The 24808-nt window shown below is 65.2% G+C and carries 23 protein-coding genes, 1 tRNA gene and 1 pseudogene; 8 read left to right on the plus strand and 17 right to left on the minus strand.

Features of this window, described 5'->3' with window-relative positions; all coding sequences use genetic code 11:
• Positions 1-14: 14 nt before the first annotated feature.
• The 3 genes from FDW84_RS13780 to FDW84_RS13790 all read right to left on the minus strand — a co-directional run bounded on the left by FDW84_RS13780 (position 15) and on the right by FDW84_RS13790 (position 2572).
• Positions 15-950, minus strand: a complete 936-nt coding sequence (locus FDW84_RS13780; RefSeq protein ID WP_138610097.1) for a Cgl0159 family (beta/alpha)8-fold protein — start codon at positions 948-950, stop codon at positions 15-17.
• Positions 947-1984 (minus strand): 5-dehydro-2-deoxygluconokinase, encoded by a 1038-nt coding sequence (gene iolC / locus FDW84_RS13785; protein WP_138610098.1) that lies wholly within the window; start codon positions 1982-1984, stop codon positions 947-949. Before iolC ends, FDW84_RS13780 begins: the two co-directional genes overlap by 4 nt.
• 183 nt (positions 1985-2167) lie before the next feature.
• Positions 2168-2572: a tautomerase family protein gene (locus FDW84_RS13790; RefSeq protein WP_138610099.1), complete on the minus strand. Its 405-nt coding sequence runs from the start codon at positions 2570-2572 to the stop codon at positions 2168-2170.
• A gap of 149 nt (positions 2573-2721) precedes the next feature.
• Between FDW84_RS13790 and FDW84_RS13795 the strand changes: the two genes are divergently transcribed.
• The gene (locus FDW84_RS13795; RefSeq protein ID WP_138610100.1) at positions 2722-3063 is read left to right on the plus strand and encodes an ArsR/SmtB family transcription factor; all 342 of its coding nucleotides are present in this window, start codon (positions 2722-2724) and stop codon (positions 3061-3063) included.
• A gap of 16 nt (positions 3064-3079) precedes the next feature.
• Entirely contained in the window at positions 3080-3562 is a 483-nt protein-coding gene (locus FDW84_RS13800; protein ID WP_138610101.1) for an SRPBCC family protein, read from the plus strand.
• Here the strand turns inward: FDW84_RS13800 and FDW84_RS20065 are convergent.
• The 6 genes and pseudogenes from FDW84_RS20065 to FDW84_RS13830 form a co-directional block, all read right to left on the minus strand.
• Positions 3520-3636 (minus strand): annotated as a pseudogene (locus FDW84_RS20065) (triosephosphate isomerase); the annotation flags it as partial. The gene FDW84_RS13800 and the pseudogene FDW84_RS20065 overlap by 43 nt on opposite strands.
• A 153-nt stretch (positions 3637-3789) precedes the next feature.
• Positions 3790-4692: a succinate--CoA ligase subunit alpha gene (gene sucD / locus FDW84_RS13810; protein ID WP_138134373.1), complete on the minus strand. Its 903-nt coding sequence runs from the start codon at positions 4690-4692 to the stop codon at positions 3790-3792.
• An 11-nt stretch (positions 4693-4703) separates the two neighbouring features.
• On the minus strand, positions 4704-5873 hold the full coding sequence (sucC, locus tag FDW84_RS13815) for an ADP-forming succinate--CoA ligase subunit beta (protein WP_138610102.1): 1170 nt from the start codon (positions 5871-5873) through the stop codon (positions 4704-4706).
• Positions 5874-6095: 222 nt separating this feature from the next.
• The gene (locus FDW84_RS13820; protein WP_240721519.1) at positions 6096-6803 is read right to left on the minus strand and encodes a hypothetical protein; all 708 of its coding nucleotides are present in this window, start codon (positions 6801-6803) and stop codon (positions 6096-6098) included.
• Between the two features lie 100 nt (positions 6804-6903).
• On the minus strand, positions 6904-9402 hold the full coding sequence (gene pcrA / locus FDW84_RS13825; RefSeq protein WP_138610103.1) for a DNA helicase PcrA: 2499 nt from the start codon (positions 9400-9402) through the stop codon (positions 6904-6906).
• 89 nt (positions 9403-9491) lie between these two features.
• On the minus strand, positions 9492-10322 hold the full coding sequence (locus tag FDW84_RS13830; RefSeq protein WP_138610104.1) for an inositol monophosphatase family protein: 831 nt from the start codon (positions 10320-10322) through the stop codon (positions 9492-9494).
• A gap of 32 nt (positions 10323-10354) precedes the next feature.
• Here FDW84_RS13830 and FDW84_RS13835 point away from each other — a divergent pair, with 32 nt between their 5' ends.
• Positions 10355-10984, plus strand: a complete 630-nt coding sequence (locus FDW84_RS13835) for a hypothetical protein (protein WP_138610105.1) — start codon at positions 10355-10357, stop codon at positions 10982-10984.
• Here the strand turns inward: FDW84_RS13835 and FDW84_RS13840 are convergent.
• On the minus strand, positions 10974-11735 hold the full coding sequence (locus tag FDW84_RS13840) for a DUF998 domain-containing protein (protein WP_138610106.1): 762 nt from the start codon (positions 11733-11735) through the stop codon (positions 10974-10976). The genes FDW84_RS13835 and FDW84_RS13840 overlap by 11 nt on opposite strands.
• An 80-nt stretch (positions 11736-11815) precedes the next feature.
• On the opposite strand from FDW84_RS13840, the gene FDW84_RS13845 reads away from it, so the two are divergent.
• The 3 genes from FDW84_RS13845 to FDW84_RS13855 all read left to right on the plus strand — a co-directional run bounded on the left by FDW84_RS13845 (position 11816) and on the right by FDW84_RS13855 (position 12833).
• Positions 11816-11888, plus strand: a tRNA-Arg gene (locus FDW84_RS13845).
• A 1-nt stretch (position 11889) separates the two neighbouring features.
• On the plus strand, positions 11890-12387 hold the full coding sequence (locus FDW84_RS13850; protein WP_138610107.1) for a DUF6314 family protein: 498 nt from the start codon (positions 11890-11892) through the stop codon (positions 12385-12387).
• Positions 12384-12833, plus strand: coding sequence for an NUDIX hydrolase (locus FDW84_RS13855; RefSeq protein WP_138610108.1), 450 nt, complete (start codon positions 12384-12386; stop codon positions 12831-12833). The genes FDW84_RS13850 and FDW84_RS13855 overlap by 4 nt, the downstream gene beginning before the upstream one ends.
• On the opposite strand, the gene FDW84_RS13860 is transcribed toward FDW84_RS13855, so the two are convergent.
• Positions 12830-14743, minus strand: a complete 1914-nt coding sequence (locus tag FDW84_RS13860; protein ID WP_138610109.1) for an ABC transporter ATP-binding protein — start codon at positions 14741-14743, stop codon at positions 12830-12832. The two genes, FDW84_RS13855 and FDW84_RS13860, sit on opposite strands and share 4 nt — an antisense overlap.
• Positions 14740-16383 carry an ABC-F family ATP-binding cassette domain-containing protein gene (locus FDW84_RS13865; protein ID WP_138610110.1) on the minus strand — a complete coding sequence of 548 codons (1644 nt, stop codon included), beginning with the start codon at positions 16381-16383 and terminating at the stop codon, positions 14740-14742. The genes FDW84_RS13860 and FDW84_RS13865 overlap by 4 nt, the downstream gene beginning before the upstream one ends.
• Positions 16384-16624: 241 nt before the next feature.
• On the opposite strand from FDW84_RS13865, the gene FDW84_RS13870 reads away from it, so the two are divergent.
• A complete protein-coding gene (locus tag FDW84_RS13870; RefSeq protein ID WP_138610111.1) occupies positions 16625-17359 on the plus strand; it encodes a hypothetical protein in 735 nt (244 codons plus the stop codon).
• A complete protein-coding gene (locus FDW84_RS13875; RefSeq protein ID WP_138610112.1) occupies positions 17356-18093 on the plus strand; it encodes a hypothetical protein in 738 nt (245 codons plus the stop codon). The genes FDW84_RS13870 and FDW84_RS13875 overlap by 4 nt, the downstream gene beginning before the upstream one ends.
• A gap of 247 nt (positions 18094-18340) precedes the next feature.
• Here FDW84_RS13875 and FDW84_RS13880 read toward each other — a convergent pair whose 3' ends face one another.
• The 5 genes from FDW84_RS13880 to FDW84_RS13895 form a co-directional block, all read right to left on the minus strand.
• Positions 18341-21391, minus strand: coding sequence for an alpha-mannosidase (locus FDW84_RS13880; protein WP_138610113.1), 3051 nt, complete (start codon positions 21389-21391; stop codon positions 18341-18343).
• Positions 21392-21532: 141 nt separating this feature from the next.
• Positions 21533-22411: a formate dehydrogenase accessory sulfurtransferase FdhD gene (fdhD, locus tag FDW84_RS13885; protein ID WP_138610114.1), complete on the minus strand. Its 879-nt coding sequence runs from the start codon at positions 22409-22411 to the stop codon at positions 21533-21535.
• Positions 22412-22486: 75 nt separating this feature from the next.
• Positions 22487-23863 (minus strand): molybdopterin molybdotransferase MoeA, encoded by a 1377-nt coding sequence (locus FDW84_RS13890; RefSeq protein ID WP_138610115.1) that lies wholly within the window; start codon positions 23861-23863, stop codon positions 22487-22489.
• Positions 23860-24153, minus strand: coding sequence for a DUF6457 domain-containing protein (locus FDW84_RS19350; protein WP_171046783.1), 294 nt, complete (start codon positions 24151-24153; stop codon positions 23860-23862). The genes FDW84_RS13890 and FDW84_RS19350 overlap by 4 nt, the downstream gene beginning before the upstream one ends.
• Positions 24137-24805, minus strand: a complete 669-nt coding sequence (locus FDW84_RS13895) for an NTP transferase domain-containing protein (protein ID WP_240721520.1) — start codon at positions 24803-24805, stop codon at positions 24137-24139. The genes FDW84_RS19350 and FDW84_RS13895 overlap by 17 nt, the downstream gene beginning before the upstream one ends.
• Positions 24806-24808 lie beyond the last annotated feature (3 nt).

A 24808-nucleotide genomic window follows, 5' to 3' on the forward strand; every position in this document is an offset into this window, starting at 1 on the left:
TGATGCCATGGGTGTTACTCCGATACTTCTGCGGTGTGGTTCAGCAACGAGGCTGCTGTGGCTACGGCGCCGGCGACGTCCCCGTCAGCCGGGTAGAGAAGGGTGCGGCCCACAGTCAGGCCCTGGACGCCGGGCAATGCCAGGGCGGCCTGCCAGCTGGCAAAGACCTCGTCCTGGGTCCCCTCCGGGTCGCCGCCCAACAGGACCGTGGGCATGGTGGTGGCAGCCATGACGCGTTCCATCTCCGCGACCACCGGCAGCTTCATCCAGGTATAGGCGCTCGTGGAACCCAGGCCCTCGGCAATAGCGATCGACTTGATCACCGCGTTCGTGGACAGGTCATTCCGGACCCTGCCGTTTTCGCGGACCGACAGGAACGGCTCCACCATGGCGATCAGCCTGCGCTCAGCGAGCGAATCGATGGCCTTGGCCGTCGCCTCAAGGGTGGCGACTGTGTCCGGGTCACCCAGGCAGATGCGGGTCAGCATCTTCCCGCCGTCAGCGCCCAGGGCTTCCAGCGCGGCTGCGGTGTGGCCGGTGAAGCGGTCATCGATCTCGTTGACCAGACCGGACAGCCCGCCCCGGTTCATCGAACCGAAAACCAGTTTGCCGTCCAGGGCACCCAGCAGGAGCAGGTCGTCCATGATGTCCGGGGAGGCGAGAATGCCGTCAACAGCGGGATTTGCCAGTGCGATCTGCAGCCGGTCCAGCAGCTGGCGCCGGTCAGCCATCGCCACCGGATCATTTCCGACGGCCAGCGCCCCGCGGGCGGGGTGGTCAGCCGCGACGATGAAGTTCTGCCGGCCAGCCTTCACTCCCGGGTGGCGGCGGCGGGCCTTGGCGGCGCGTGCCACAGCTTCCGGGTCTTCCAGCCGGATGGTGCTGAGGTGCTCATAGCGGCGGGAATCGTCATTCAAGGCGTGGTTCGAAGCGATGGGGGTGAGTGTCACAGTGCTGCTCCTTCGGTGGCAAGCTGCTGGGCGGAGGCAGCCGCTGAGCCGGGGGCAGCGCCCGGAACATTGCGGCCGCGTTCGGCCAGCAGCGAGGTGACCTCATCCGGCGTCGGCATGGCATCCGCGCAGGACAGGCGGGAGGCGACGATGGCACCTGCGGCATTCGCGTAATCGAGGACCTGAGCCAGTGGCCAGCCGGAGAGCAGACCGTGGCAGAAGGCTCCGCCGAAGGAGTCCCCTGCGCCCAGGCCATTGACCGTCTCTACCGGGACGGGAGCGGAGACGACGCGCTGGGTGCGGGTCTTGGCCATGACGCCGTCCGGACCAAGCTTGACGACGGCGATCTCCACGCCTGCTGCCAGCAGCCTGTCCGCCTGCTCGTCAGGGGTTCCCTCCCCCACCGCCACGGCGCATTCCTTGTCATTGCCGATGGCGACAGTGACATGTGGCAGGACCTTGGCCACCTCGGCCCGCGCCTCTTCCTCCGAGGCCCAGAACATGGGCCGGTAGTCAAGGTCAAGGATGGTGAACTGGCCCTCGGCCAGGCCGGTGCGGGGACGGGCCCCGTGGGCCTTGATGTGCGCTTCGCGGCTCGGCTCCTGGCATAGACCCGTCACCGTGGACCAGAAGATCCCGGCCTCACGGATGGCGTCGAGGTCAAGCTCTTCAGCCCTGATCTGCAGATCGGGAGCAGTCGGAAAACGCCCGTAGAAGTACAGCGGGAAATTGTCCGAGGCCGGCTTGATCGCGCAGAACGTGACCGCTGTCTGGAGTCCCGGCACCGGGGTGACGAACGCATCGTCCACGCCGAACTTCTCCAGTTCCCGGTGCAGGTAAGTGCCGAAGGGGTCATCCCCGGTGCGGGTGATCACACCGGTGCGGCGGCCATGCCGGGCAGCAGCGACAGCCACATTGGACGGCGATCCGCCGAGGTACTTGCCAAAGGATGTTACATCCTCCAGGCCAACCCCAATATCGTTCGGGTAGATATCAACGCTGATGCGCCCGATCGTTAGAAGCTCATGGGTCACGGTGATCGTGGACCTTTCTGGTGTGAAACTCTAAACCTTCGCGGATGAGTTCCAGGACTGGCAGGCCGTGGTGGAGGCCACACGCACTACTTTGCCCGAATCTCAATGTCCTGTCAAAAGTTTGTACTGACATGCTTACATCGCGATTTCACTTCCGGCCCGCCCCCAATGGCAGGCCGGGCGCTACTTCTTGGGAACCGCCAGCTCGCCGGTCACGTACTGGGCCCGGCCGTAGCCGAACGACCAGTCCCCGGCGGTGTTTTCCACGTATCCAATGAAGACGTCCTCGCCGGCCACACCTGCCTCTGCCAGCTTTTCGGCCACCGCGGTAAACAGCCGCTGCTTCGCTTCCTGCGACCGCCCGCCCTGGGTGAAGATCTGAATCATCACCACTCCGGTGGTGCGCTCGAAACCCAGGCCGGCGTCCTGGGCGAAGATCTGCCCCTCCGGGTGTTCGGTAAGGATGTGGAAGTAGTCCCGCTCCGGAATTCCGTACTCCGCGAGGATGGCGTCATGGATGCCCCGGCTCAGTCGCTGAAGCTCCTCAGCACTGCGTCCTTTATTGATGTCGATTCGTACAAGTGGCACTTTTTCTCCTCAGAAAGTTTGTACTGACATACTAACAAATGCCTTCTTGAAAGAACAAGAGTCAAGGGCTTGAAACAACATCTGCCCGGGCCTATCCTTAAACAACCGATAGGTTGATAAACGAACAGGTTGACCAAGAAGGCTTGGGTATGGGCTCTGAAAGTGCGGCACTGGATTCGGCTTTCATGGCCCTGGCCGATCCCGTGCGGCGGAGCATTATTGCCCGGCTCAGCCGGGGCCCGGCCACTGTGAACGAATTGGCAGAACCGTTCGAGATTTCCAAGCAGGCGGTCTCGAAGCACATCCAGGTACTCGAGCAGGCAGAGCTGGTGACCCGATCCAGGGATGCCCAGCGCAGGCCCGTGCACCTGAACCCGGCGCGGCTGGAGGCACTGACCGCCTGGATCGACCAGTACAGGTTGGTCCGCGAAGGGCAGTTCCGCAGCCTCGACGCCGTACTCAGATCACAGGCTGCGGACAGCAGCGGCTAATGTCCAAGGAGTCATCATGAGCAATTCCCTGAAACTCAGCGTTCCTGAAGGCGTCCCCTTCATCGATTACGAGCGTGAATTCGACTTTCCGGTGGCGGATGTGTTCCGCGCACACAAGGAACCGGACCTTCTTGTCCAATGGCTGGGCCCGAGGGGCTACAAGATGGACGTTGACCATTACGATTTCCGGACCGGGGGCAGTTACAGCTACCTCCATACCGGTCCGGAAGGGGTCCCCTACGAGTTCAGGGGCATCTTCCACACGGTCCGCGAGAATGAGTTCGCCATCCAAACGTTTGAGTTCGGGGGCTACCCGGACATCGTCAGCCTCGAGTTCATGACCTTTGAAGACCTGGGCAACGGCCGTACCAGGCTGCGCGGCCACTCCGTCTACCCCAGCATTGAGGCCCGTGACGGGATGGCGCAGTCCGGCATGGAGGGCGGCATGACCGAAGGTTACGAGCGGCTCGATGAGCTGCTGAGCGGGTCGCGCGTCTGAGGGGCCATCAGGGCTTCGTCCAGCACGCGGCCAAGGTTTGCCGCATCGTGCGCAAAGCGCCCCAGGAAAAGTCCGTCCGCAGCCGTGGCAGTCTCATCGCGCGCATAAAAGCCGCCAGCCCGGCGTCGCGCCTTAGCGTCCCTGCGGTTAAACACCAACGCGGGACCGCTCCTGCTACCCTCCCAAAGGAAAGGGGCATGAGCGGTCCCGCGTTGGGTGCTGGTGCCTTAGAGGGCTGCGTAGACTTCGCGCAGCAGCTTGGCCGTCTCGGACGGCGTCTTGCCGACCTTGACGCCGGCAGCCTCGAGGGCTTCCTTCTTGGCCTGGGCGGTACCGGCGGAACCGGAGACGATGGCGCCTGCGTGGCCCATGGTCTTACCTTCGGGGGCGGTGAAGCCGGCAACGTAGCCAACAACGGGTTTGGTGACGTTGGCCTTGATGAAGTCGGCGGCACGTTCTTCGGCGTCACCGCCGATTTCGCCGATCATCACGATCGCCTTGGTTTCGGGATCAGCTTCGAACGCGGCCAGGGCGTCGATGTGCGTGGTGCCGATGATGGGGTCGCCGCCGATGCCGATGGCGGTGGAGAAGCCCAGGTCCCGCAGTTCGTACATCATCTGGTAGGTCAGGGTGCCCGACTTGGAGACCAGGCCGATGGGGCCCTTGCCGGTGATGTTGGCCGGCGTGATGCCCACCAGCGCTTCACCGGGGGTGATGATGCCGGGGCAGTTCGGGCCGATGATGCGGGTGACCTGGTTGCCGTCAGCGTCCAGCTTGGACTGCGCGAGGGCCCAGAACTCCGCGGAGTCCTGGACTGGAACACCTTCGGTGATGACGACGACGAGGCCGATGCCGGCCTCGATGGCCTCCACCACTGCGGCCTTGGTGAATGCCGGCGGCACGAAGACGATGGAGACGTCAGCGCCGGTTTCTGCCATGGCTTCCTTCACGGTGCCGAAGACAGTGATTTCCTTGTCGCCGTGCAGGACGGTGGTGCCGGCCTTGCGGGCGTTGACGCCACCGACGATGTTGGTGCCGGCCTTCAGCATCAGGGCCGTGTGCTTGGTGCCTTCGCCGCCGGTGATGCCCTGGACGATGACCTTGGAGTCCTTGTTCAGATAAATAGACATGGTGCGTCCCTTTACTTCGCTGCGTTGGCGAGCTCGGCGGCCTTGTCGGCGCCCTCGTCCATGGTGGCGGCCAGGGTTACCAGCGGGTGGTTGGCCTCGTTCAGGATGCGGCGGCCTTCCTCGACGTTGTTGCCGTCGAGTCGGACTACCAGCGGCTTGTTCGCGGTGTGGCCGAGCTCGGCCAGCGCGCCGACGATGCCCTTGGCGACGGCGTCACAGGCGGTGATGCCGCCAAAGACGTTCACGAACACGGACTTGACCTGCTCATCACCCAGGATGACGTCCAGGCCGGCGGCCATGACCTCGGCGGAGGCTCCACCGCCGATGTCCAGGAAGTTGGCGGGCTTGACGTTGCCATGGTTTTCACCGGCGTAGGCGACGACGTCGAGCGTGGACATGACCAGGCCGGCGCCGTTGCCGATGATGCCTACTTCGCCGTCGAGCTTGACGTAGTTGAGGTCCTGGGCCTTTGCCTTGGCCTCGAGGGGATCGGCCGCATCCTTGTCCTCAAGGAGGGCGTGCTTGGCGTGGCGGAATTCGGCGTTCTCATCGAGGGAGACCTTGCCGTCCAGGGCGACGATCTCGCCGGCGCCGGTCTTGACCAGCGGGTTGACCTCCACGAGGGTGGCGTCTTCCTTCTTGAAGACGTCCCACAGCTTGAGGATCACGGCGGCGACCTTGCCGCGAAGTTCCTCAGCGAAGCCTGCGGCTGCGACGATCTCATCGGCCTTGGCCTGGTCGATTCCGACGGCAGGATCGATGGCGATCTTGGCCAGTGCTTCCGGGCGTTCGACGGCGAGCTGTTCGATTTCCATGCCGCCTTCGACCGAGCACATGGCGAGGTAGTTGCGGTTGGCCCGGTCCAGCAGGACAGAGAAGTAGTATTCCTCGGCAATGTCCGCGCCCTGGGCGATCATCACCTTATTGACGGTGTGGCCCTTGATGTCCATGCCCAGGATGTTGGTGGCGTGCTCAGAGGCCTCATCGGCGGACTTGGCAACCTTCACGCCGCCTGCCTTGCCGCGGCCGCCGACCTTGACCTGTGCCTTGACGACGGTCACGCCGCCGATCTTTTCGGCAGCTGCCTTTGCTTCTTCTGGGGTGTGCGCCACGATGCCGGCAAGCACGGGTACACCGTGCGCCTCGAACATATCGCGCGCCTGGTATTCAAACAGGTCCACGGTTTAGTGTCCTTCTACGTCGAAGTAGTTTCTGTACAGTCGGACACCATCGAAGACGATGACCGGGCTGCGGAATGCACGCACCGGCGGCCTGTCTGGAAACGAGCCACGCGGCGTAATGCTCCATGGGGAACTCTAGTCCTTTGGAAGGACCGGGCCGTCCCAGACTACCTCTTATGTGAGTAAGGACACTATTCTATGAGGCGTAGAAAAACCGCGGAATTACGGGGTTTTTGAGGGCTCTGAGGGGCCCGCCGGGCTGCTGCCCGGGCGTGCGGAAATCAGTTCGTAACGCTGCCCGGAAACAAAGAATCCGATCCCGGCCGACACGTTTCCGCACGCCACGCCACCGTTGTAGGCAGAACAGCGCAGTCCGTTCCGTTCCAGGTTTTGGCCCTCGGCCAGGACCGGCAGTTCGGCCAGCGGGCCTGTCTTGCTGCCGTTCGGACCATAGGTTGCCTCCATTTGTGTGACGCCGGAGCGGCACTCGCCGTACTTGGCGATGTCCGGGGTGAGCAGCGCCGCCCCGCCCAGGTAGCCGAGCCCGGTCCCGGCGCAATCGTCTGTGATGTCGCCGGCAACGGGCTTCGGGTACTCCGCCAGTTCACAATGGGCCACGGGAACGGTCGCCAGTTTGTTGTTTTCAGCGTCGCTGAAGCTGTTCTGCCGATACGGCAGGTTGAGGTGCGCTCCGCGGGCTGCAGTGAGGGAGCAGGCTACGGTCCGGTCCTGCGTAATGAAGGAGAGGACATCTTCGCCGCTTGAAAAGTCCTGCGGATCTGACAGTGGTGCCTGCTCCAACTGCTCCATCGGCGGCAGCGGACCGGGCGGCACGTAGTCAGGGTCCTCCACGGCCACGGTGCATGCTGTTACAGCCGGCAGGAAAAGGACGGCCAGCATCCCCCAAATAGTCCGTCGCATGGCCTCCATTATGCGGCATTGCTGGGCTCAGCCTCCCCTGGCGCCGCCGCTCATACGACGGCGGCGCCGGCCGGAGCTGCGGGGGTCTGCGCCCCTAAAACTGGGACTGTCAGGCGTCGAGCTTGGTGAGCGGCGCGTACCGCAGCAGCAGGCGCTTCTCGCCGACGTCGAACTTCACCTTTGCCACGGTCTTGTCCCCGGCGCCTTCGAGGGCGAGGACGGTGCCGTTGCCAAAGCTGGTGTGGTTGACCTTGTCCCCCACGCTGACGGCCACGATCTCCTTCTGGGGCTGCACCCGGTTCCGCGCGACAGCAGCAGGGACATCCGCGTTGAAACCGGCGGAGGAGTCGGCAGCGGCGCCGCGCGCGGTCCCGGCGCCCCAGAAGGATCCGCCGTAGCGGCCCGAACTGATGGATCCGCCGCCCCAGCCGCCGGACTGCCTGCTGGTTCCTTCACGCTTCCACTCCAGGAGCTCGGCGGGGATCTCCTCCAGGAACTGGCTTGCCGGGTTGTACTGGCTTTGCCCCCACATGCTGCGGACCTCCGAGCGGGTGACGTAGAGCCTCTTCCGGGCACGGGTCAACCCTACATAGGCAAGCCGGCGCTCTTCCGCCAGTTCCTTGGGGTCGGTGGCCGAGCGCTGGTGCGGAAACAGCCCGTGCTCCATGCCGGTCAGGAACACTACCGGGAACTCCAGGCCCTTGGCGGTGTGCAGCGTCATCAGGGTGACCACGCCCAGCCGCCTGGCCTCAGCGACGGCGGCATCGATGTCCGCTCCGGGGGCATCGGGAATTTGGTCGGCATCAGCCACAAGCGACACCTGCTCCAGGAAGGCCTCCAGGGATCCTTCGGGGTTCTCCTGTTCGTATTCGCGGACGACGGCAACGAGCTCCGCCAGGTTCTCCACCCGGGATTCGTCCTGCGGATCGGTGCTGGCGCGCAGGGCCGCCAGGTAGCCTGTCTGCTCCAGGACGGCTTCCAGTGCCGCCGCTGCGCCCGAACCGGCAGCTACCTCAGCGAGGTCATCCAGCAGTTTCACGAAACCAAGGACCGCGTTGACGGAACGGGTGGCCATCCCCGGAGCCTGCTCAGCGCGGCGGGCGGCCGCCATGAACGAGATCCGTTCCCGCTGGGCGAGGGCTGCCACGGCACCCTCAGCGCGGTCACCGATACCGCGTTTGGGTTCGTTGAGCACCCGGCGAAGGTTCACGTCGTCGTCCGGATTAACGAGGACGCGAAGATACGCGAGGGCGTCCTTAATCTCCTTGCGCTCGTAGAACCGTGTGCCGCCCACCACTTTGTAGGGCAGGCCCACCCGTACCAATACGTCTTCAATTGAGCGGGACTGCGCGTTGGTCCGGTAGAAGATGGCAACGTCTCCGGGGCGGAGGTTGTCCTCGTCCTGGAGCCTGTCGATCTCCTTGGCGATGAACTGGGCCTCGTCATGCTCGTTTTCGCCCACGTAGCCGATGATTTTGTGGCCTTCGCCCTCGGCCGTCCACAACCGCTTTTCGGGCCGGTTGGGGTTCCGGGAAATCACGGAATTTGCCGCGCTGAGGATGTTCTGCGTGGAGCGGTAGTTCTGTTCCAGCTTGATGGTCCGGGCTTCGGGGTAGTCCTTCTCGAATTCCACGATGTTGCGGATGTCGGCGCCGCGGAAGGCGTAGATGGACTGGTCTGAATCACCCACAACGGTGAGTTCGGACGCCCCCGGCCCTTCGCCGACGATCTCGCGCACCAGAGCGTATTGCGCGTGGTTGGTGTCCTGGTATTCATCCACCAGCACGTGCCGGAACCGCCGGCGGTAGGACTCGGCCAGGGCGGGGAAGGCGCGGAACATGTAGACGGTCTCTGCAATGAGGTCGTCAAAGTCCATGGCGTTCGCCTGGCGCAGCCGCTGGGTGTACCCCTTGTAGACATCCGCTACTGCCTGCTCGAACGGATCGTTGTAGTTGGCGGCGGAAGCGTAGGAATCGGCATCAATGAGTTCGTTCTTCAATGCCGAGATTTTGTGCTGAATGGCTTTGGGCGCGAATTTCTTGGGGTCCAGGTCCAGCGTTTTGGAAACCTGTGTGACCAGCCGCAGCGAGTCGGCGGAGTCGTAGATGGAGAAGTTCGACTTCAGGCCGACGTTGGCTGCTTCCTGCCGGAGAATCCGGACGCACGATGAGTGGAAAGTGGAGATCCACATGATCTTCGCCCGTCCGCCCACGAGCTTTTCGATGCGTTCCCGCATTTCAGCGGCGGCCTTGTTGGTGAAGGTGATGGCCAGGATTTCGCCGTGGTGGGCACGGCCTGTGGCAATCAGGTAGGCGATCCGGTTGCTGAGCACACGGGTCTTGCCCGAACCGGCGCCGGCCACGATGAGCAGCGCGGAGCCCGCATGCCTGACGGCCTCCTCCTGCTGGGGGTTGAGTCCCTCCAAAAGCGCGGCAGCGTCCAGGCGGTGGCCCCGGTGGCCTTGCCCTTCCGGCACCCGGTCCTCACGGATGCTGCCGCCGGTCCCCGGTGCCGCAGCAGCGCCTTCGGAGGGCGACTTGGTGCGGGCAGCAGCTGTGGGAGCGGCCTTGAACGGTCCGTCAGAGTACGGGTCAAACAACATATCCATGGTGCCTACAAGTCTAGGCGGTGGGACCGACACGGACTTCCAGCCTGTGGATGACGGCCCTTATCCACAGAACGGGTGATTACCCTGTCCTAGGCGACCGACCCGGACTCGAGGGCGGCACGCAACTCGCGGACCGCCGTCGTTCCTCCTGCCATGAACCATTCCAATCCATTGACGCGGACGGTATCCACGGCCCCGCCTGCGGCGCGGACAATGGCCTTGCCTGGGAGCCAGTCCCATTCGGGGCAGCTGTGCTGGAACCAGCATCCGATCTGCCCGTCCGCCACCCGGCCAAGATCGCAGGACCCCGAACCCAGCATCCGAAGAGCTGCCGCCGAGGTTGCCGCCGCGTGCCACGGCATGGCGCACAGCGGATCCATCAGCCAGCTGGGATGGATGTACGTTGCCGCTCCCAACTGCCCTACGGAGGTTGCGTTCCGCTCTCCCCCATTGTCGTGGAACACCTTCAGTGCCTCGCCGTTCAGGCTTGCGGGGTGTTCCCGGCCGCCGAGCCAAAGCTTGTCCTCCTCCGGCTGGAAGATCGCCCCGAGCACAGCATCGGCGGAATCCTTCAGGGCGATGGCGGAGCACCAGTACGTGGATCCGTGCAGGAAGTTGTAGGTGCCGTCCACGGGATCGATCACCCAGGTCCGGCCACTGCTGCCCTGCACCGACGCGCCCTCCTCACCCAGGATGCCGTCCTCGGGCCGGCAGCGCTGCAGCTGTTCCAGCACATAGGCTTCGGCCGCATGGTCGGCCGCCGTCACGACGTCGGAGATCGAAGTCTTTTGCTGCGACTGCAGGCCCGCCATCCGCATGAGGAGCGCCAACTGGCCGGCCTCACGCACCAGGGCTGCTGCCAGCTGGTAGTCGTCCAGTGAGGGGTCAAGTTCAACAGCGCTGTGCCGGCCAATGCTCATGCCTTCAGTTTATGGGGCGCGATAATGGTGCCATGGCCAAGACACCTGCACAGCGGATCAAGAAGCACGGCTCCAAGGCGGCTGTCCCGCAACACCACCTTCCACCGGCGGTGAATCCCACCACGGCCCGGACGCCGGAAAAGGCCCAGAGCAACAGCAACCTCATTGTGATCGCCGGCGTGGTGGCCAGCCTGTTCCTGTTCTGGTACCTGCACCTGCTGACCCTGGACCAGCTGCGGCAGCTCTCCACCGGCCTGGCCATGCCCGACTCACTCATCGGCGGCTTCGACCCCGCCTACATCGGCCAACTGCACGCGGCCATGGACGAAGACGCCCGCGGCCAGCTCAACTACGTCCACAAGACCGCAGGCACCCTGTTTCCGCTGATCTTCGGGTTCACCTGGCTGCTGCTGATCGGGACGAACGTGGCCCGGAAGGCCCTCCGCTGGGCGCTCTGGGCGTTGCCGCTGCTGTTCGTTGTCGTCCGGCTCTGGGGTAACGCTGCCATCGACGGCGTGCTGGCCACGGAAGCTCCGGCCCCCGGGCAGGTGGCCCTCGCGTCATCGCTCACCGTCGCAGGGTGGGTCCTGCTCGTCCTGAGCCTGGTTGCGGGAGCTGTTGCAGTGATTCTGGGCGCCCGGAGGCCGAAAGCTACTTCGTGAGGGCTGCCGCCATGCGCGCCTGTTTCCGGTGCTGGTGCACCCGGTGCGCGATCACCAGGCCCGCGGTTGCCATTCCTACCGTGACGGGGTACGCCATGAGGCGTTCCAGGGTCCCTGGTTCCGGGATGTCCATGCCGGTCACACCGCCGGTCACCAGCGCTGCGAGGGAGACTCCGCCGCACACCAGGATGAACCAGGCCATCTTCGATTTCCGCAGCCAAAGGACGCCCAACACCAGCAGGGCGGCAGCCCCGGCAAGGAAGTACATCACCGCTCCCGCGAAATGCCAGCCGGAACCGGCATCCTCCGGCACCAGCCCCACGATGACGGTCCCCGCCCCGGCCGTTCCGGTCAGCAGGCGCACCCAGACCGCCGCGAGCCATGGCTTCCGGCGGCCCGCCTGGACCCGTATCCCCGCCCGTGCCGCGACGCACAACAGCCCGGAGCTGAGCAGGACAGCGCCCAGCAGCATTCCCATGCCCTGAACCACGAACGAGGCGTTCATCAGCCAGTTCAACGGCGAGCAGACCTCACGGCCGTCGAACACGCCGCAGTACAGCGCACCGAGGTCGCTGATGTAGCCGGTGCGCAGGTCGTAGGGCCGCGGCCCCGCCCAGGCACCAATCACCGCCGCCTCCGCGGCAAAATACTGCAGCACACTCAGCACCGACCACGCTCCGATGTACTGCCGGGTGGACACGGTGTCCGGGATGAAGGCCACGGCTGGGGCGGCGGACGGCACTGAAGTCATGCCTTGAGCGTAATACGGCGCTGCACCTTGTATGCTTGTAACCGTGTCCGGCCGGACTGCCTGCCAGCCCAACGGACCAGGCCCTCGTAGCTCAGTGGATAGAGCACGGCTCTCCTAAAGCCGGTGTCGTTGGTTCGATTCCAATCGAGGGCACTTGAACCTTCGTTCTCCGGAGCAAGATCTTCGCGCCTACCTCCTGGGCGCCGGCGGCCCCAGCCCCTCGGCCGGCAGCGCCGGGGCCGGCCGCTGGACTATCCAGCGGGACCTGCTGGACCGCGCGGAAGGCACGCACGGAACCTTTTCCGGCGTCGTACTTTTTGTTCCAACGCCCGACGGCGGCCTGGCCCTGCGTGAGGAAGGCACCATGCACTGGCCGTCCTTCACCGGCCCCGCCTCCCGGGACTACCTGCTGCGGACCGCCGAACGCCCTGACGCCCTTGACGTGTTCTTCCCCGACGGCCGGCCCTTCCACAGAATGAGCTTTTCCCCGGAAGCCAGCCTGGACAGCCACTGGTGCGATCCGGATACGTACCGGGTTTCCTACGCCTATCAAAGCCCGGACAGCTTCAGCTACACGTGGGACGTAAAAGGGCCGCGAAAGGACCTGCTGCTGACCTCACACCTGACACGGGCAAGGAGCACAGCAGCATGAAGAACCGCATAGTCGTTTCCGCCGTCTGCGTTTTTGATGACGCCGGCCGGCTGCTCACGGTGAGGAAGCGCGGCACGGCCATGTTCATGCATCCGGGCGGCAAGCCTGAGGCGGGCGAAAGTGCCCTCCAGGCGGCAGCCCGTGAGCTGGCTGAAGAGGTGGGCATTGTCGTGGACCCGCGGGAACTGCAGCTGATGGGTGTCTGGATTGCCGACGCCGCGAACGAGGCGGCCACCGACATCGAAGCCACCGTGTTCGCCGCGCCCGGCACCTGGGACGCCCGTCCCTCCGGAGAAATCGCGGAAATACGCTGGCTGGACCTCGCTGCCGTCGACCGGGGCGCAGCCCTGCCGCCGGACCTCGCGCCGCTGCTGACCGACCACATTCTGCCCGAACTGGCCAACAAGCGGTGCTCTGCACAGAGCTCCGCGCACAGCGGAGACTAGAACTCGGGAACAGCTTCCTGCGCCACTGCCGTGGCTTCATTGAACTGTGTGCGGTAAAGCTCCGCGTAACGCCCTTCGGCAGCCAGGAGTTCGGTGTGCGTCCCGCGTTCAACGATCCTGCCGTCCTCCACCACCAGGATCGCATCGGCGGCGCGGACCGTTGAGAGCCGGTGCGCAATGACGACGGCGGTACGCCCCTCCAGCGCGGCGCCCAGGGCTGCCTGCACTGCGGCTTCATTCGTCGAGTCGAGCGCGGCCGTTGCCTCATCGAGGATGACCACCCGCGGCTGGGCGATCAGCAGCCTGGCGATGGTAAGGCGCTGCCTTTCACCTCCCGAGAGCCGGTAGCCGCGCTCCCCCACCACGGTGTCCAGCCCGTCCGGCAGGGAACGGATCATGCCTTCAAGCCGGGCCTGCCGGATGACCTCCCACATGTCCGCTTCGGTTGCGTCCGGACGGGCCAGGCGCAGGTTCGAGGCGATGGTTTCGTGGAAGAGGTGCCCGTCCTGGGTGACCATGCCCAAAGTGTCCCGCAGGGATCCGAACGTCACGTCGCGCAGGTCCATGCCGGTGCCGGGTGTACTGCCGCCCAGGCGAACGGCGCCGGAATCTACGTCATAGAGCCGGGCCAGCAGCTGCGCAATGGTCGATTTGCCGGCGCCTGATGAGCCCACCAGGGCCACGGTCTGCCCGGGTTCCACCCGGAAGCTGATGCCGTGCAGCACTTCCTCCCCGCCGCGGGTATCCAGCGTGGACACCTCCTCCAGCGACGCGAGGGAGACCTTGTCGGCCGACGGGTAGGCAAACCGGACGTCGTCAAACTCCACGGAGACCGGGCCGGCAGGAACCGCCACAGCGTCCGGTTTCTCCTGGATCAGCGGTTTGAGGTCGAGGATTTCGAAGACCCGTTCAAAGCTGACCAGGGCGCTCATGATCTCCACCCGGGCGTTGGACAGCGCGGTGAGCGGTGCGTAAAGCCTGGTCAGCAGCAGGGCCAGCACCACCACGTCGCCCGCCGCAAGCTGGCCCGTAATGGCCAGCCAGCCGCCGAGGCCATAGACCAGGGCCAGCGCGAGCGCCGAGACCAGGGTCAGCGCCGTCACGAAGGTGAACTGCAGCATCGCTGTCCGTACGCCGATGTCGCGGACACGTCCTGCACGGACGGCGAATTCGCGCGATTCCTCGTCCGGGCGGCCAAAGAGCTTGACCAGGGTGGCACCCGGAGCAGAAAAACGCTCGGTCATCTGGGTTCCCATGGCCGCGTTGTGCTCCGCGGCCTCCCGTCGCAGATCCGCCAGCCTTGATCCCATCCGCCGTGCCGGGATGAGGAACACCGGCAACAGGATCATGGCCAGGACCGTTACTTGCCAGGACGTCCCCAGCATGACGATGAGTGTCAGGATCAGGGCCACTACGTTGCTGACCACCCCGGACAGTGTGCCCGCGAACGCCGACTGGGCGCCGATGACGTCGTTGTTCAGGCGGCTGACCAGGGCACCGGTACGGGTGCGGGTGAAGAACGCTATGGGCATCTTCTGGACATGGTCAAAGACCCGGGTCCTGAGGTCCACGATCACGCCCTCGCCAATGGTGGAGGAAAGCCAGCGGCTCACCAGGCCCAGGCCTGCCTCAGCAAAAGCCACGACGGCGATGAGCACGGCAAGCCGGATCACCTCCTCCGCCGCTGCCTTTGCCACGATGGCGTCCACCACCTGCCCGGCGAGGACCGGCGTTGCCACGGCCAGGAATGCCATCACCACGGACAGTGCCACGAAGGCGATAAGTTTGCCCCGGTGCGGGCGGGCGAAAGCCAGTACCCGCTTCAGGGTGGCTTTGGAGAAGGGCTTGGACCCGCTCTTAGCCCGCGTGATCTTGTACAGGGAGTTCCAGGCCACCCCTTCCATGCTCATTGCTGCTGCTCCTCTACCATTCCGCTCTCCACAACCCAACGTACATCCAGGCGGACGTTTTCCAGCAGCCTGCGGTCATGGGTGACCAGCAGCAGCGCCCCGTCATAGCTCTCCAGGGCCTCTTCGAGCTGCTCAATGGCGGGAAGGTCAAGGTGGTTGGTCGGCTCGTCCAGCACCAGGAGGTTGACCCCGCGGGCCTGCAGCAGTGCGAGCGCCGCACGGGTCCGCTCACCCGGCGACAGGGAGTCAACGGTGCGGGTCGTATGGTCCGCCTTGAGCCCGAACTTGGCGAGCAGCGTACGCACCTCCGCAGGGTTCAGGTCCACGAGGACAGCCTCCACCGCATCTGCCAGTGGGAGGTTGCCGGCGAGGAGCCCGCGGGCCTGGTCGATTTCTCCGATGGCGACGGACGCGCCCATGGCTGCACTGCCGGACTCCGGCTCGATGCCGCCCAGCAGCAGCCGCAGCAGCGTGGTCTTGCCTGCGCCGTTGGGACCGGTAATGCCGATCCGCTCCCCTGCGTTGAGCTGGAGGTTGACCGGGCCCAGGGTAAAGCTGCCCTGGCGGACCACGGCGTCGCGGAGGGTGGCCACAACGGAGCTGGAGCGTGGCGCCTTGCCTATGGAGAACTGCAGCTGCCATTCCTTCCGCGGCTCTTCCACCACGTCCAGCCTGGCGATCCGGGACTCCATCTGCCGGACCTTCTGGGCCTGCTTTTCGGATGACTCGGTGCTCGCGGCGCGGCGGATCTTGTCGTTGTCCGGGTTCTTCTTCATGGCGTTCCGGACTCCCTGGGAGCTCCATTCACGCTGGGTCCGTGCCCGGGACACCAGGTCGGCCTTAGTGGCCGCGAACTCCTCGTATTTTTCGCGTGCGTGCCGCCTGGCAACTGCGCGCTCCTCCAAAAAAGCTACGTAGCCGCCGTCGTAAACTGCCACGGCATTCTGAGCCAGATCCAGCTCCACCACGGTGGTGACGCAGCGGGCCAGGAACTCCCGGTCGTGGCTCACCAGCACCACGCCGCCGCGCAGTCCCCGCACGAAGTCCTCGAGCCTGGCGAGGCCTTCAAGGTCAAGGTCGTTAGTGGGCTCGTCCAGCAGTACTACGTCGAACCGGCTCAGCAGCAGCGCCGCCAACGCAACGCGTGCTGCCTGCCCACCTGACAGCCCAGTCATCAGCGACCCCGGGTCGGTCTCCAGCCCCAGGTCCGCCAGGACGGCAGGAAGGCGATCGTCCAGATCGGCGGCACCGGAGGCCATCCACCGGTCGAAAGCATGTGCATAGGCATCGTCGGCACCGGGGGCACCTGAGCCCAGCGCCTCGGCCGTGGATTCCATGTCAGCTGTTGCCCGGGCGCAACCCGTACGGCGGGCAATATACCCCGCCACCGTTTCACCCGGCACGCGTTCGTGTTCCTGGGGCAGCCAGCCAACAAAGGCATCGGAGGGGGCAAGGCTGACCGAACCTTCCTGGGGCTGGTCGACGCCGGCCAGGAGCCGCAGCAGCGTGGACTTGCCCGCTCCATTGGCGCCTACTACGCCCACAACGTCCCCCGGCGCCACTGTCAGGGAAAGGCCCGAGAAGAGCTGCCGATGGTCGTGACCGCCGGAAATGTCCTTCGCTACAAGCGTTGCAGTCATTGATAATCCTTTCGCCGCTGCGCGGGCAACGGGTTTCCTGCCGGAACCGGCAGGGCACGTCCCACTGCGGCGAAGGGCGTCCGTGCCGCCGGACATGAAAGAACCCGCTGGTCCGGACTTGGGGGGTGTACGGACCAACGGGCTCGACCATCAAGCATAGTCGAAACGGCAGCGCGCGCAAAACCGGTCAGGAAAAGGCAGGATAAAATCATCACATCACCCGTTCTGCAGAGAGCCCTCAATGACCCTCCCCGCCAAGGCGTTCCAGCGCTGGCTGCAAGGAATTGCGCCGGACGCCAGCACGGCAGATGTCTGCAGGGTCTCCGGAATCAAAAGGACCACTCTCGCCCAGCAGCTGGTACGCGGGAAGGTTGCCGTCAGCACGGTGGTCAGCATCAGCCGCGCCTACAACATCAACCCGGTTGCGGCCTTGGCCACCTTCGAGCCATACCGGTCCCTGGCCGGCCCCCTGCCTTCGCCCACCCGCAATGAACTGGTGAGCCAAATATCCACTGCAGACCTCCTGCGTGCAGTGCTGGCGCGTCCTGCCATGGATCCAGCCGCCGGCGGAAAAAGCCCGCCGCCGCTGTCGCCGGCCCCGCATGCCACCTCCGTGAAGAACTGGGTTGATGCGATCGACGACGGCGAGGTGCGGCACCGCGTCTCCGCAGCCACCGGCATCGCAGCCCAAAACTACTCTGCCCAGTTGACGGCCAACCGGCTGTCACCGGAACTTGCCATCGCCACCTCGCATGCAGCGGGCGTTGGACCGACTGGCGGCCTGGTGGCTACCGGCCTGATCACCGAGGAAGAAGCAGGCTGGCCGCCCGGAGCCCGGCAGGGCGCCCTGGACAGCCTGTCCGACGGCGACCTCACAACCCTGGCCGGCGACAGACTGCAGGCACTGGGCAAGGTGCTGCGGCGCCAGGAGCAGGACCAAGCACAAACAGAAAAGATTTGGGAGAACCTGGGATGATCGAAATACTTCAGTGGTCAACGCTGGCCATCTGTGGCCTGATCGCCGCAGCCCGGGTGCCCAGTGCCATCCGCGGGGAGAACAGGTCGCTGTTCTACATCTTTGCCCTCATGACCCTCGCTATCCTGCTGAGTATCCAGGGCCCCTATGTCGCTATAGACCGGGCGCTGGGCGGGATCAACCTGGCCAACCTCCTGCTGCGCTTCGTGATCTTCGCGGCTATTTACTTCGTGGGGATCCGCGTCAGCCGGGGTTTCGGGGCCGGGGGCGCCCTCCGGCTTATCACCGGCAAGGCGGGCATGGTGGTGCTCCTGGTCGTCTCCCTCGTGATGGTGGCGCTGTTCCTCATGATGGATACAACGGGATCGTCTGCGGGACTAACAGGCGTTGTGGGCACTGACCCTTGGAACTCCGCCTTGCTGGAGTATTACGGTGCGGCAGGCCGCGCCTACCCTGCCTACATCACACTCGTTCTGCTGCCCGCCATGGTCCGCGCCGTGCCCAGCCGGTTGCCTGTCCTGATCCGGATCGCTGCCGGAGTTCTGGCCCTTGGCGCCGTAGCCACAGGCCTGACCTTGACTTTTCCGTTGATCCCGCCCGCGCTGGGCGCGCTCGAATTCATCATCAACTACACGGCAGTGCTCTGTTTCGTCGTTGGCCTGGCGGTGATTTGGGCAGCAAGGGTGCGCAGCGGGAAAAGAATCTCCACTCACAGGACATATACCGAAAAGTAACCTGACCGGCTTTCACAAAATCATTAGAATGTGAAACAATCATGAATGTGTGAAGGTGGAGCTCAGGACGTTTTCGAACGGGGATAAATTCTTGAACGTTATCCGCCGCTCCGGGGGCCTTCGCACGCATTGGGGGGATGAGTGGTGGCGGCCGTTGGGGACCGCCCCCACTCAGCCTATTTAAGGCCTGCATCATTCGGACCGCCGCTCCAGGTTGCCCCGGACTCCCGGCGGGCTGGGTCAGCCGCTACCTCCGGACAAACCTCAACGTAACGAGCTGGAATGGCCGCAACCGCAGCTCTGCACAATCTGCGCCGACTTCAACACCCGAAGCCTGGACGGGGCGCTCCAGCAGGTCAACGGGAACCGCTTCCCGGACCGGGAAGTTCGCGGTGAGCCGGCCCGCGGAGCGCTGGCCCAGTGATTCGTACAGCCGCACGATCACGTCTCCGGATCCATCCTCTGCCAGCTTCACCGCTTCAATGACCAGTGCAGGGTGGCTGACGGAGAAGAGCGGTTCCACCGGGGAACCCCCGCGGACCAGCCGGGGAGCAAGATTGGTTCGGTAGCCCTCCTCCACTGCATCGGCGATAGCTGCACCGGGACGAATGGTCACCGTCAGCTCGTGCAACCCGCGGTCCGCATCCGGGTCCGGAAACTTGGGGGCGCGCAACAGTGACAGGCGCACGGTGGTGGTGGTGCCGCCGTCGGCATCCCTGATGCTGCGCATGACATCGTGACCGTAGGTGGAAGAGTTGGAAATCGCCACGCCGTAGCCAGGCTCACCTACATGGATCCACCGGTGTGCACATACCTCGAACTTCGCCGTTTCCCATGAGGTGTTGGTGTGCGTGGGCCTGAAAACGTGCCCGAACTGGGTCTCCGCGGCCGACCTGTCAGCCCTGACATCCAGGGGAAAGCCGAGCTTCAGCAGCTTTTCCCGCTCCTGCCAGTCCACAGAGGTGGTAATGGCCAGCGACGGGCTGCCAGGGGCAAGGCTGATGCGCTGCCTGACGGCCGAACTGCCCACAAACCGCTCCACCACCACAGCCGCCTCTGCACCTTCACCTGTTAGGCGAAGGGAGGTTGCCCCGGTCAGTGGAGTGACGTTTCGCCGGTAGAACTCATCGATGTCCCAAGCGTCCCATTCGTTCGGGGTATCGCGGTGCAGCTCAAGCAAATTGCCCCGCTGGCCGGGAGCCATGGCTTCCCGGCCGCTAACGTGGTCCACCAGCGAAGCAAGAAGCCCATCAGCGTCCAGGACTGCCCGGATCACGCCGTTGTCCAGGACATAGCCGCCGTGGCGAGCGGCCGCAGTGGCCGGTTGTGCAAGGCCTGCCGGTTCTGCCGGTGAGGCAGGTTCGCCGGCGGCCAGGGCTGGCACGCCGTCCCTGGCGTGGGGTGCCGCGTTCAGCAGGAAGGTCCGGTCCCCGCTGCCCAGTACCGCAGCTGCCGCCTGCGCAATAATGTCCTCAAGGCCTTCACTGATGGCCTGGTAGTTGCGCTCGGCATCCCGGTGCACCCAGGCGATGGAGCTGCCGGGAAGGATGTCGTGGAACTGCTGCAGCAGGACCAGCCGCCACAGCCGCTTCAGCTCGGCGGCAGGGTAGGCGAAAGCGCCTCCCGTCCGGATTGAGGCGGTGGCGCACCACAACTCCGCCTCCCGCAGCAGGTGCTCGCTGCGCCGGTTGCCCTTCTTGGTCCTGGCCTGGCTGGTGTAGGTGCCTCGGTGCAGCTCAAGGTACATCTCGCCCACCCACACCGGCAGGACCGGGTAATCATCCTCGGCCTGGGCGAAAAAGCTTTCCGCAGAGCCGACCCGCACTTTCGGGGAGCCTTCCAGGTCAGCGGCGCGTGACGCCGCTGCAAGCATTTCCCGCGTTGGCCCGCCGCCGCCATCGCCATAGCCGAAGGGCACCAGGGACACGGTTCCGCGGCCGTGGTCACGGTAGTTCCGCTCGGCGTGGGCCAGCTCGCGGCCGCTCAACTCCGAGTTGTAGGTGTCAATGGGCGGGAAATGGGTGAAGATGCGGGTGCCGTCGATCCCTTCCCAGTTAAACGTGTGGTGCGGCATCCGGTTGGTCTGGTTCCAGGAGATTTTTTGGGTCAGGAACCATCGGCTGCCGGCAGACTTGACGATCTGCGGCAACGCGGCTGAGTAACCAAACGAGTCCGGCAGCCACGCCTCCCGGCAATCGACGCCGAACTCCGACAGGAAAAACCCTTTGCCCTCCACGAACTGCCGTGCCATCGCTTCCCCACCGGGCATGTTGGTATCTGATTCCACCCACATTCCGCCCACCGGCACAAACTGCCCCGTCCGGACCTTCTCCCGGATGCGGCTGAAGAGCTCCGGGTAGAACTCCTTGATCCAGGCGAACTGCTGGGCTGAAGAGCAGGAGAACACGAAGCCGGGATTCTCATCCATCAGCGCCACCACATTGGAGAACGTCCTGGCGCATTTGCGGATGGTCTCCCGGACCGGCCAGAGCCAGGCTGAGTCGATGTGGGCGTGCCCGGTGGCAACGAGCTGATGGGCCGACGCGTAGGCGGGCCGCGCCAATACTGCGGCCAGGGCTTCACGCCCCACCGCGGCGGTCCCCACAACATCGTCAGGGTCCATGAGGTCCATCATGCGTTCAAGGGCCCGGAGGATCTCGTGCCGCCGGGGCAGCTCCACCGGCAGCTCGGCCATCAGCCCGGCCAGCGTCCGAATGTCCTGCTGGAGTTCCCAAACGTTTTGGTTCAGTTCAGCGATGGCGATGGTTCCGAGCCTGTACTGCGGCGCTGTTCCAGCCGTCGCCTTGTCGCCATAGGGAGTGGGCGCGAAGGTCCAGCCCTGCGCCACGTCCGGATTAGCGGCAGCCTCCACGTAGAAGTCCACCGCCATCCCGCTGCCCAGCAGTTTCAACGGGATGTACTGGTTCCGCGGCGATATCGCCTTGATGGTGGTGCCGTCCGGACGCCAGGCCATGCCCTCGCACTGGAAGCCGGGAATCTCGGTGGTGAAACCAAGGTCCACCAGTATCTCCACCGTGGTGTCCGCTTCCGTGCCCCACGATTCCGGGACCTCGCCCTGCAGCCGGAGCCACTTGGTACCCCAGGGCTTTCCCCACAAAGCGCCCTGCTCCTGCGGCTGGAACTTCTGCCGCATCGCCTCCAGCGCGGGAACAGGCTCATCCGGCACCTTCCAGCTGCTCAGCGTCAGCGGAAGGCTGCGGCTGTACAGGGCAGGGTTAATGCGCTCGCGCACAAACCTCTGCAGGCGGACTTCCGTGACCCGGCGGTCGTCATGCAATGTTGGCCCTCTTTAGCGCTTGGGACTGGATCAGGGTGTCCATTCGATGGATAATCTACCGGCTGGTAGCCCTTTTACCAACCTTTTCCACAACCGTATCGCCTGCTGTTTTCCGCGGTACAGGAGCCCCAGGGCCAACTCTTACGACGGCGGGGCTGCCGCCTCCGGCCGCGTGATCCTCGCGTCCCCGGCATAAACGTTAAGGCTGGTCCGCCGGCTGAAACCGGCGAGGGTAAGGCCGCTGGCCTCCGCCAGTTCAACGGCAAGGCTCGACGGCGCGCTCACTGCGGCGAGGACCGGAACTCCGGCCAGCGCGGCTTTTTGCACGAGCTCAAAGGACGCCCGGCCCGAAACCTGGAGGACCGTGCCGCTCAGCGGCAGCAATCCCTCCCGCAGGGCCCACCCCACCACCTTGTCCACTGCATTGTGCCGGCCCACATCCTCACGGAGGCACAGAAGCTGAGCCCCGCCGTCGTCATCAACCTTGAACAGTCCGGCAGCATGCACCCCACCGGTATCCTCAAAGAGCCGCTGCGACTGTCGCAGGATGTCCGGGAGCGACGCCAATACCTCCGCCGATACGGTCAAGGGATCCGCAGCAGGACTGTAGCGGGAGGATTTCCGGACGGCCTCGATGGAGTCCGTGCCGCAAATCCCGCACGAGCTGGACGTGTAAACGTTCCGGCCGATGGAGGGAATCTCCACATCCGGCCGCAACTGCGCCTCGACCACGTTGAAGGTCTGCACTCCGTTTTCGTCTTCTCCCGCACAGAACCGCAGCGAGACGAGCTGTTCGGAGTTCCAGATCACGCCCTCGCCCACCAGGAACCCCGCCACCAGGTCGAAGTCGTCACCGGGCGTACGCATGGTGACCGAGTAGGACAGGTTGCCCAGCCTGATCTCCAGCGGCTCCTCCACCGCCAGCACATCCTCGCGGTACCTGACGGGGAACTCGAGGGCGTTCGGCGAACCATCCAACACATACTTATGCACCTTGCGGCGCTGCGTTACGCGTCCCATGCCACACTCTCCCTCTTCATCCCTCCATCATCGCAACCGGGCCGGGGTGACACCAGCACATGGTGCCGGATCACCTCAGCCAAGGAGCGCACTCCAGTCGACCGGTCCGGATGCCGCGGGCTTGGCCGTGGTCCTCTCGGTCCGCCCGCCGCTGCGTGGCTTGGCCTTGGCGGAGGGGTCGGGCAGCGGCGGAATGGGCGGCCCCCAGGGCAGTGCGAAGGCAGGCACCAGCTCCCCCAACTGGACCCCGTGCGGGGGAACCACCATGACGCCGTCGGCCGCAGCCAGCCCGCGCATCATGCCAGGGCCTGTGTGCTGCGCCGGGGAGGCCATCCCGTAGAGCAGGCGGAAGGGCATCAGGCGCGTAGGTCCCGGTTCGGGTTCAAGGACCGTTCCGCAGGGAACCTCCTGCACTGCCGGAAGGGCAGCATGCCCCAAGGCCGCCAGCAGCGGAGCGCCGATGGTGGAGAGGGTGATCATCACAGCCAGCGGATTGCCCGGCAGCCCCAGGACGAACCGGCCGTCAGGGAGTTCCGCCAGGACAGCCTGATGCCCGGGACGCATCGCCACGCCGTCGATGATGAGCCGGCCACCCAGTTCGGCCACTGCCCGCCGGAGATGGTCCGTGCGGGACCGTCCCGTTCCGCCAGTGGTGATGACGACGTCGGCGGGCAGGTCCGGTGCGCCCGGCGCCTCAGGTACCACGTCCTCAAGCCCGGCGAGCCAGTCCGCATAGGAGTCGCCGATCCTTTGTTGACCGCCGGCGATCCCGCCGAGCATTTCCACCACTGCCGGCAGTTGCGGGCCGAACGTGTCACGCACCTGTCCGGGAAGCGGGACCCCATGCTCCACAACCTCGGAACCGGTCAGCAAGAGCCGCACCAGCGGTCTTCCCTGGACCACGAGTTCGTCGTACCCGGCGAGGGCAGCCAGTGCCAGGTGTGCGGGGTTCAGCACTACACCGGCTGTGACCAGGACGTCCCCTTCGAGGGCTTCTTCCCCTGCTTTCCTCACGTGCTGGCCGGTGCGGGGCTCACCTGGGCGCGCCGTTCCACCGGTCATGAGGATGGGCAGTCCCTCCTCGTCCTCGCCCAGAACCGCGCTTTCACTGCGGAGTACGGATTTGCCGCCGGGAGGGATGAGGCCGCCCGTGACGATGGGACTTGCCTGGTGCGGGGCCAGCGGGGTGCCTGGCTCCACCGGGATCCATGGCCCGGTGCCGTTGACTGCCCAGCCGTCCATGGCCGACGACGCATAGTGGGGCATGTCGTGCAGCGCAACAATGTCGCGGTCCAGCCTGCGCCCGAGCGCCAGTTCCAGGGCGACAGGGCCGGCAGGAATTGGCGTAGCGGCATCGAAGGCGGCCTGGCGTGCTTCTTCCCAGGTGTGCGCCAGGTGCCGCGGCGGCCCGGTTTCGGGAGGGCTTGGTTCGTCCTGTGCTTCCGTCGTCATTCGCCGGGGGTCCCGGCGGCTTCGTCGTCGTAGTCGGCGGCCAGGGAGCGGGCCACTGCCAGCGCGGACGCCATCGAAGCAGTATTGGTGGCCTGGCCTGAACCGGAGGCCAGGCCGGCGGCATACCCGGCAATGAAGGTGGTCAACGGTGCAGCAGGACGGACCACTGAGTGGGCGGCCACGCCGGCCAGGGCAAGTACGGCGTTGACGTCCACCTGGACATCTTCGAGTTCATAGGCCTGCAGCAGGGACCTGCACCACTCGTCCAGTGTTTCATCCTGGCTTTTCATGAACTTGCCTCCCAAATCGACTCCGGCTCCGCCGGTCCTGGTCCTGGCGTCCGGCGGCAATCCCTAGTGCGGCGGCATCGTCCCAGGTGTCCACGTCTGCTGTGGAACCGGCGGGCACGGTGACAGGCTGCACGTCAAGACTAGCAAGGAGGGAGCGCACCGAACCGTTGATTAAGGAGCCGCGGGAGGCAAGCTCCGCTGCCGACCTTTTTAACATGGCTGTGCGGTAAAAACCGGCCAAGGGTTGGAGGCGTCCGTCCTCGGCGCGGGCCATGACGCCGTCTCCACCAGTGGCGGCCAGCGCTGCCTTCAGCACCACCACCGCATCCTGGACCCTGGGCATGTCGCAGGCCAGCACCAGCGTATAGTCGGAGTCGTTCCCATCCTGCGACAAGGTCTCCAGTCCCGCGGCGACGGCCGCTGCCGGGCCGGCGAACTCCGGCTCCTCCCGGCACCAAAGCACGCCCGGCACCGGCACTGCGGTCTCGGGGCCCACCACCACCGCGCGGCCGGCACCCGCCGCAGCAGCCAGTGCCCGTTGCAGGAGGGTGGCATCGTGGAACACCAGGCTCTGCTTTGGAACACCGCCCAACCGGGAAGACCGGCCGCCGGCCAGAATTACGGCATCGAAGTCCACAACGTTCTGCTCCACTCC

The organism is Pseudarthrobacter sp. NamE5 (genome assembly GCF_005796225.1).
Classification (GTDB): Bacteria; Actinomycetota; Actinomycetes; order Actinomycetales; family Micrococcaceae; genus Arthrobacter.

Bases quoted from the DNA above. Each gene is read 5' to 3' on its own strand.
- FDW84_RS13795 (WP_138610100.1), top strand. From the start codon at position 2,722: ATGGGCTCTGAAAGTGCGGCACTGGATTCGGCTTTCATGGCCCTGGCC.
- FDW84_RS13800 (WP_138610101.1), top strand. From the start codon at position 3,080: ATGAGCAATTCCCTGAAACTCAGCGTTCCTGAAGGCGTCCCCTTCATC.
- sucD (WP_138134373.1), bottom strand. From the start codon at position 4,692: ATGTCTATTTATCTGAACAAGGACTCCAAGGTCATCGTCCAGGGCATC.
- FDW84_RS13820 (WP_240721519.1), bottom strand. From the start codon at position 6,803: ATGGAGGCCATGCGACGGACTATTTGGGGGATGCTGGCCGTCCTTTTC.
- pcrA (WP_138610103.1), bottom strand. From the start codon at position 9,402: ATGGATATGTTGTTTGACCCGTACTCTGACGGACCGTTCAAGGCCGCT.
- FDW84_RS13830 (WP_138610104.1), bottom strand. From the start codon at position 10,322: ATGAGCATTGGCCGGCACAGCGCTGTTGAACTTGACCCCTCACTGGAC.
- FDW84_RS13835 (WP_138610105.1), top strand. From the start codon at position 10,355: ATGGCCAAGACACCTGCACAGCGGATCAAGAAGCACGGCTCCAAGGCG.
- FDW84_RS13840 (WP_138610106.1), bottom strand. From the start codon at position 11,735: ATGACTTCAGTGCCGTCCGCCGCCCCAGCCGTGGCCTTCATCCCGGAC.
- FDW84_RS13855 (WP_138610108.1), top strand. From the start codon at position 12,384: ATGAAGAACCGCATAGTCGTTTCCGCCGTCTGCGTTTTTGATGACGCC.
- FDW84_RS13860 (WP_138610109.1), bottom strand. From the start codon at position 14,743: ATGAGCATGGAAGGGGTGGCCTGGAACTCCCTGTACAAGATCACGCGG.
- FDW84_RS13865 (WP_138610110.1), bottom strand. From the start codon at position 16,383: ATGACTGCAACGCTTGTAGCGAAGGACATTTCCGGCGGTCACGACCAT.
- FDW84_RS13870 (WP_138610111.1), top strand. From the start codon at position 16,625: ATGACCCTCCCCGCCAAGGCGTTCCAGCGCTGGCTGCAAGGAATTGCG.
- FDW84_RS13875 (WP_138610112.1), top strand. From the start codon at position 17,356: ATGATCGAAATACTTCAGTGGTCAACGCTGGCCATCTGTGGCCTGATC.
- fdhD (WP_138610114.1), bottom strand. From the start codon at position 22,411: ATGGGACGCGTAACGCAGCGCCGCAAGGTGCATAAGTATGTGTTGGAT.
- FDW84_RS13890 (WP_138610115.1), bottom strand. From the start codon at position 23,863: ATGACGACGGAAGCACAGGACGAACCAAGCCCTCCCGAAACCGGGCCG.
- FDW84_RS19350 (WP_171046783.1), bottom strand. From the start codon at position 24,153: ATGAAAAGCCAGGATGAAACACTGGACGAGTGGTGCAGGTCCCTGCTG.